Below are 7032 nucleotides of genomic sequence, written 5' to 3'. Positions count from 1 at the left end.
CGCATCGAGGCCGAGTGGTGGCGCGCGCCCCGCCACCGGGTGCGGGATTACTACCGGGTGGAGGACGAGGAAGGCCGCCGCTTCTGGCTGTTCCGCGCGGGCGGCTATGGCGACGATCCGCCGCCCCGCTGGTACGTGCACGGGCTGTTCGCATGAGCGCATCCCTCCCCGCCTATGCCGAACTGGTGGCGGCCAGCAATTTCTCGTTCCTGCGCGGCGCCTCGCATCCAAAGGATCTGGTGCTGACCGCTGTGCTGCGCGGTCACACGGGGCTGGGGCTGGCGGACCGCAACACCGTCGCGGGGGTGGTGCGGGCGTGGAGCGCGCTGAAGCAGCTCAAGGAGCACGGCGGGGCGCCCGAAAAGCTCCGCACCGGCGGCTCGCCCGGCGAGGTGGTCTTCGTGGAAGATAACGCCTCTCCCGATCTGGCCGCGGCCATTCGGGAACGGGCGCAGGGCTTTCGTCTGCTCACCGGGGCGCGGCTGGTGTTCGCGGACGGGACGCCGGACATCGTCGCCTATCCCGAGGGCCGGGCCGGATGGGGACGGCTGACGCGGCTGCTGACGCTGGGTTCGCGCCGGGCGAAAAAGGGCGCGTGCCTGCTACATCTGAATGACCTGCTGGCGGACCCGGACGGGCTGCTGCTCGTCGCCGTTCCCGACCAGAACATGGACGCCCTGCCCGATCTTCTCGCCCGCCTGAACGACGCGCGGCCCGGCGCGGTCTGGCTGGGCGCGGCCATGCACCGGCGGGGCGACGACCGGCGGCGACTGGCACGGCTGATGGCGCTGGCGACGCGCGCACGCACGCCCCTGCTGGCCATGAACGACGTGCTCTATCACGCGCCGGAGTCGCGGGACCTTCAGGACGTCCTGACCTGCATCCGCGAGGGCGTGACCATCGATCAGGCCGGGCGGCGCCTGCTGGCCAACGCCGAGCGTCATCTGAAACCCCCCGAGGAAATGGCCCGCCTGTTCGCCGACGCGCCCGACGCCCTCGCCGAGACCCAGACCCTGCTGGCCCGCTCAGCGTTCGACCTGGCCGAGCTTCGCTACGAGTATCCCGAAGAGCCCATTCCGCCGGGAAAGACACCGCAGGGCTGGCTGCAGACCCTGGTGAACCGCCACCTGCCGATGCGCTATCCGGACGGCGCGCCGGACAAGGTCATGGCCCTGATCCACAAGGAGCTGGCCTATATCGCCGAGCGTGATCTGGCGCCCTATTTCCTGACCATCCACGACATCGTGCGGGTGGCCGAGGACAAGGGCATCCTGTGTCAGGGGCGCGGCTCGGCGGCCAATTCGGCGGTCTGCTATGTGCTGGGCGTCACCAGCGTCGATCCGGTCCACCACGACCTGCTGTTCGAGCGCTTCATGTCGGCGGACCGCAACGAGCCGCCCGACATCGACGTGGATTTCGAGCACGAGCGGCGCGAGGAGATCATCCAGCACATCTATGAGACCTATGGCCGCGAGCGCGCCGGCATCGCCGCCACCGTCATCCGCTATCGTCCCCGCAGCGCCATCCGCGAGGTGGGCAAGGCCCTGGGCCTGACCGAGGATGTGACCGCGCGCCTGGCCTCCACCCAGTGGGGAAGCTGGGGCGCGTCCATCCCCGACGCCCAGATCGAACAGGCGGGCATGGACCCGGCCAATCCCATGATCCGGCGCGCCGTGGACATGGCCGGGCGCATCCTGGGCTTCCCCCGCCATCTCAGCCAGCACGTGGGCGGCTTCATCCTGACCCGCGGGCGGCTGGACGAGCTGGTTCCCATCGGCAATGCGGCCATGGCCGACCGCACCTTCGTCGAATGGGACAAGGACGACATCGACGAGCTGGGCCTGATGAAGGTGGATGTGCTGGCGCTGGGCATGCTGACCTGCATCAGGAAGGCGCTGGAGCTGATGAAGGCGCACGAGGGCGTGGAGCACGATCTGGCCTCGGTCCCGGCCGAACAGCCGGACGTCTACGACATGCTGTGCAAGGGCGACTCCATCGGGGTGTTTCAGGTGGAGAGCCGGGCCCAGATCAACATGCTGCCGCGCCTGCGGCCCCGCGCCTTCTATGATCTGGTGATCCAGGTGGCCATCGTGCGACCGGGCCCCATCCAGGGCGACATGGTCCATCCCTATCTGCGCCGCCGAAAGGGTCAGGAAGACGTCGTCTACGCCAGCCCGGCGCCGCCCCACGACCCGGACGAGTTGAAGACCATCCTGCACCGGACCCTGGGCGTGCCCCTGTTTCAGGAGCAGGCCATGAAGGTGGCCATGGTCGCCGCCGAGTTCAGCGACCGCGAGGCCAACGGCCTGCGCAAGGCCATGGGCACCTTCCGGGGCGACGGGACCCTGCACACCTATGAGGACCGCATGGTCGGGCGAATGATCGCACGCGGCTATGATCCGGAGTTCGCGCGGCGCTGCTTCGAACAGATCAAGGGCTTCGGCTCCTACGGCTTTCCGGAAAGCCACGCCGCCAGCTTCGCGCGGCTGGTCTATGTCTCCAGCTACATCAAGTGCCGGCACCCCGCCGCCTTTGCCGCCGCCTTGCTGAACAGCCAGCCCATGGGCTTCTACGCCCCCGCCCAGATCGTGCGCGACGCCCGTGAACACGGGGTCGAGGTGCGGACGATCGATGTGAACCATTCGCTCTGGGACAACACCCTGGAGGGTCCTAAGGACGCCCTGTCCCTGCGTCTGGGCCTGCGCCAGATCGATGGCTTTCGGAAGGAGTGGGCCCAGGCCCTGGCGGCCGCCCGCACCCGGCCGTTCGACGGGGTCGAGGGCCTGATGCGCCGCGCTCGGCTGCCCGTGACGGCCCTGCGCAAGCTGGCCGACGCCGACGCCTTCCGCTCCATGGGTCTGGACCGGCGCGAGGCCCTGTGGGCGGTACGCCGCCTGCCCGACGACGACGCCCTGCCCCTGTTCGCCGCCGCCGGCGCCAGGGAGCTGGGGGAGGAGCCGGACGCCGCCCTTCCCGTCATGGCCCTCAGCGAACATGTGGCCGCCGACTATCAGACCACCCGCCTGTCGCTGAAGGCCCATCCCATGGCCGTCCTGCGCCCGGTGTTCGCGGCCGAGGGATTTCTCACCTGCGCCCAGGTGGAGGCGAAGCGGTGCGGCTCGCGGGTGCGCACCGCCGGCATCGTGCTGGTGCGTCAGAGACCCGGGAACGGCAAGGCCATCTTCATCACCTTGGAGGACGAGACCGGCGTCACCAATCTGGTGCTGTGGGTGCGCACCTTCGAGACCTATCGCCGCGTGGTCATGGGCGCCCGCCTGCTGGGCGTGGAGGGCGTGGTGGAAAAGAGCGTCGAGGGCGTGGTCCACCTGATGGCCGATCGCCTCTACGACCGCTCCGCTGACCTCAACCGTCTGTCGCCGGATCACGAGCCGGTGCTGCAACTCTCCGGCGCCGACGAGTTCATCCACCCCCAGCACCCCCGCGACCTGCGCATGCTGCCCGGCTCACGGGACTTCCACTGAGCCAGAACCGGACATAGGCACAGCGTCCGAGCCAGAACACTGAGCACCCAGTAATGGGTGAGTTCCAGCAACTGCTCTGCGCCTATGGGGTATCCAGAGCCCAGTGCCGGGCGGGCAGGCCAGCCAAGGGCCCTGCGAACTCGTGAGCGGACCTCCGCTGGAAGAGCGGGCCGGCCGCACCGGATAGCCGGGAGGATCGAACCGGACGCGCCCAACATATCTTCCGAGCGCTGGCCGGTCGGAGAAAGCTTGGCGGTGGACTGGCAGCACCGCCGGTAGCCCGCCGTCAGGGAATCGTTGGGGTCCTGGGTCATGGCGCGTTCTGTGGAATGCCGTGCTCAGACGCGGATGTCGAAAGTGTGCCGGCTTGGCCGGCGTGTGGAGTTGTCGGCGACGATCGCGCCGGGGGCCTCGACAGGCCGCGACGTCGGCGAGCTCTGGTGCCCGGCGACCCGAGACGTCATCTGCGCCAGATGAACGGCCAGGGCCTGGGCGTTGACGCGGGCTACGGGGGTGACCCTCATGACCATGTCCCCCGTCTACGGACCGGATTTTCGCCCGTTTGCGGACCGGCCGCACTGCGCACGGGGATTACATCTATCGCGGGGATCCCGAGATCTTGGGGGGACGCCGTCAGGCGAACCCGTCGAGGGCTGCTGGCTCTTTGCATGGGGCCTCTCTTCGGATCGCCGTTTGTGCAGCGATCACAGTCGGTGGGGCGGACCCATCGGGTCGACGGGCGGTGCGACCCGCCGACCCTTCGGGCGTCAGCGCGATGCAGACGACGTCGGATGCGCGTCAAAGACGGCAAGCCGGTCCTTGATGGCCAGCTTCTTCTTCTTGATGCGCGCGACGGTGCGGTCGTCGGGGCTGGGGCGCGACCGTTCGTCTCGCAGCGCCATCTCCAGCAAGGTGTGAAATCCCTGCAGCCGGCACGCCAACACGGTAGACATTGAGCCTCTCCTTCTCTGATGGGGAGCGCTCGAAGCCGAAGCCGTCGTGTTCGATGGGCAGGAACCGCCGGACCCTTCATCGAGCTCACCCGATGCGGTCCGACATCACGATCGCTGTGATCGTCAGAGGGGCCCGGGCCGCTCTGACACAGTGTCTGCGGTGAGCTGGATTTTCCAATCAGAAGCCATGATGCGCCCCATAAGCCGCCGTCATGCGCTCCCCGGGCCTCGCTCCAGCGAGCGCAGGACTTCCTGTGCGAGAAGGGCGGCGGGCCCGCCCGCGCCCCGTGCCGACACCAGGGCGATTTCGCTGTCCGTCAGGGCGGGAAGAGGACTCCCCAGCACAGTCAGATCGCGCGGCGCCATGGCCGCGGGCAGCACGCCGACGCCGAGGCCGGCGCGCAGGGCCGCCATCTGACCGGCGAAGCTCGGCGAGGTGAAGGAGGCGCGGAAGGCGACGCCCGCCTCGGCCAGGGCGCTCAAGGCCCGCTTGCGGTAGATGTCCGGGGCCGGCGCGATAATCAGCGGCAGGGGCGAAGCCTCGACGATCGAGGCATCCAGGGCCACCCAGACCAGGGGCTCCCTCCAGACTCGCACGCCCAGTTCAGGGCCCACGGGCTCGCGCTTGATCAACGCCAGATCGAGCATGCCGCGTGACATCTGGTCCAGCAGGTTTGCGGTGTAATCGCAGGTCACCGAAAGCTTGATGCGCGGATGGCTGCGGGCGAACGCGCCGAGAATCCCGGGCAGGTGCATGGTGGCGATGTCCTCGGGCGCGCCGAACCGGACCTCTCCCTCAAGATCGCCCTCTCCAAGGGTCGACACGATCTCGTCGTTGAGCCGCAGCAATCTGCGGGCCTGCGGGAGCAAGGCAGCTCCTTCCGTGGTCAGCCCGACGCCCTTGCCTTTCCGATCCACAAGTGGTGACCGCAGCTGATCCTCAAGCCGGCGGATCTGCAGGCTTACGGCCGGCTGGGTGCGGCCGAGCAGAGCGGCGGCGCGGGTGAAGCTGCCGGTCTCAACCACAGTCACGAAGGCGCGCAGCAGGTCGACGTCCAGATTGACCACCCGCTCCGCCATCTCATTTACATTTCTTATGACCTTTATCACATCAATAAACTGGATCGCGGGTGCGGTCGAGGCCACTCGGGCGCACCCTCAACGGAACCGGTTTCATGCCTGACCTCTCCACCAGCCTCGCCCTTCTCACCTCCCCGGCTATCCTGTTCTTCTTCATCGGCGCGGCGGCGGCCTTCGCCCGCTCCGACCTGGCCATCCCCGAGCCGGTCGCCAAAGCGCTGTCGCTCTATCTGATGCTGTGCATCGGCTTCAAAGGCGGGGTGGAGGCGCGCCTCGCGGGCATCAATGGGGATTTTCTGGCCGCCGCCGCCGTCGGCATCGGCCTCAGCGCCCTGATGCCGCTGCTCGCCTTCATCGTCCTGAAGCGGACCACCAGACTGGATCGCCCCACCCTCTGCGCCCTGGCGGCCACCTATGGCTCGGTGTCGGTGGTCACCTTCGCGGCGGGGCAGCAGCATCTGGAGGCGCTGAGCCTGCCCTATGGGGGCTACATGGCGGCGGTGCTGGCGCTTATGGAGACACCGGCCATCCTCACCGCCCTGATCCTCCTGAACGGCGCGGCCCGTGGCGAGCCAGGGCGGCGCCGGACCATCCTGAGGGAGGTGTTCGTCGGCGCGGCCACCGTGATGCTGCTGGGCAGCTTCCTCGTCGGACTGATCTCGGGCGAGCCCGGCATGGCGCGCCTGGACGTCTTCGTCGGGCCCCTGTTCCAGGGCGCCCTGTGCATCTTCCTGCTCGACATCGGCCTGATCGCCGCCCGCCGTCTGATGGAGGGCGGGCGAAAGCTGTCGCCGGGCGTCGTCGCCTTCGCCCTGGGCTTCCCCCTGCTGTCCGCCGCCGTGGCGCTGGGGGCGGCGCAGCTGGCCGGCCTGACTGCCGGCAACGCCGCCCTCCTCACCATCCTCGCCGGTTCTGCGTCCTACATCGCTGTGCCTGCGGCCATGCGGCTTGCAGCCCCCAAGGCCGACCCAGGCGTGTTTGTGACCGCGTCCCTGGCGATCACCTTCCCGTTCAACCTCACCGTGGGCATCGCCCTCTACACCGCCGCGGCGGTTTGGTTGGCGGCGTGACCCGGGATGCGCGGAACTGCTATCGTGAGATCCGCCCGAAGTTCGGCGCAGGATGCGGGCTGCGCCAGGAACCGGACCTTCCGAACCGCCGCTTTGAGCCCACTCCGAACCTTGTCAACGCTCCGGACGCAAGTGTCGGCCCGGGGCCCATGACGGACATTGATAGGGACCTCTGGGCGATTTCGGCAACAGGTGGAAAGCAGACGGCGCGGCCGACCTCGCCAAGGTTATGACCCCGTGGAGCTTGCGACGCGGCGATCGGGCTGAATTCAGGGATCGCCGAAAGGGCCCTGGCGTGCCGCGATCCGGAGCCGAGACTTCAGTCATCGCAGGTCCCAGGCTGGATGGTCCGCAGCCTCGCACGGGTCCCGGAAATTTTCTCATCGCCAGCGGGTCCGTTCCGCCGGTTTATTTTGTATGAGTTATGTCTGGCCGGACAATGGAGCG

Annotated in this window: 5 protein-coding genes and 1 pseudogene; 3 read left to right on the top strand and 3 right to left on the bottom strand. The window is 68.4% G+C overall.

The window, feature by feature from the left end; genetic code table 11:
- Together C0461_RS12525 and C0461_RS12520 are read left to right on the top strand one after the other, a co-directional pair.
- Nucleotides 1-156, top strand: a pseudogene (locus C0461_RS12525) (DNA polymerase Y family protein); the annotation flags it as partial.
- Nucleotides 153-3482, top strand: a complete 3330-nt coding sequence (locus C0461_RS12520) for an error-prone DNA polymerase (protein ID WP_292107473.1) — start codon at nt 153-155, stop codon at nt 3480-3482. The pseudogene C0461_RS12525 and the gene C0461_RS12520, both read left to right, overlap by 4 nt.
- A 338-nt stretch (nt 3483-3820) precedes the next feature.
- Here C0461_RS12520 and C0461_RS12515 read toward each other — a convergent pair whose 3' ends face one another.
- The 3 genes from C0461_RS12515 to C0461_RS12505 form a co-directional block, all read right to left on the bottom strand.
- Complete coding sequence (locus C0461_RS12515) at nt 3821-4006, bottom strand: hypothetical protein (protein WP_292107471.1); 186 nt, start codon at nt 4004-4006, stop codon at nt 3821-3823.
- A gap of 243 nt (nt 4007-4249) precedes the next feature.
- Entirely contained in the window at nt 4250-4435 is a 186-nt protein-coding gene (locus C0461_RS12510; RefSeq protein WP_292107469.1) for a YdcH family protein, read from the bottom strand.
- Between the two features lie 210 nt (nt 4436-4645).
- Complete coding sequence (locus C0461_RS12505; protein WP_292107467.1) at nt 4646-5515, bottom strand: LysR substrate-binding domain-containing protein; 870 nt, start codon at nt 5513-5515, stop codon at nt 4646-4648.
- A 95-nt stretch (nt 5516-5610) separates the two neighbouring features.
- On the opposite strand from C0461_RS12505, the gene C0461_RS12500 reads away from it, so the two are divergent.
- Entirely contained in the window at nt 5611-6585 is a 975-nt protein-coding gene (locus tag C0461_RS12500; protein WP_292107466.1) for a sodium-dependent bicarbonate transport family permease, read from the top strand.
- Nucleotides 6586-7032: the final 447 nt, after the last annotated feature.

Source organism: Brevundimonas sp., assembly GCF_013823285.1.
GTDB lineage: Bacteria > Pseudomonadota > Alphaproteobacteria > Caulobacterales > Caulobacteraceae > Brevundimonas.
The sequence above is the reverse complement of the archived record's forward strand: the minus strand, read 5'-3'. Positions and strand labels throughout refer to the sequence as shown.

What these genes read in the sequence shown, in the direction of transcription:
- C0461_RS12520 (WP_292107473.1), top strand. Translation starts at nt 153, where the DNA reads ATGAGCGCATCCCTCCCCGCCTATGCCGAACTGGTGGCGGCCAGCAAT.
- C0461_RS12515 (WP_292107471.1), bottom strand. Translation starts at nt 4,006, where the DNA reads ATGAGGGTCACCCCCGTAGCCCGCGTCAACGCCCAGGCCCTGGCCGTT.
- C0461_RS12510 (WP_292107469.1), bottom strand. Translation starts at nt 4,435, where the DNA reads ATGTCTACCGTGTTGGCGTGCCGGCTGCAGGGATTTCACACCTTGCTG.
- C0461_RS12505 (WP_292107467.1), bottom strand. Translation starts at nt 5,515, where the DNA reads ATGGCGGAGCGGGTGGTCAATCTGGACGTCGACCTGCTGCGCGCCTTC.
- C0461_RS12500 (WP_292107466.1), top strand. Translation starts at nt 5,611, where the DNA reads ATGCCTGACCTCTCCACCAGCCTCGCCCTTCTCACCTCCCCGGCTATC.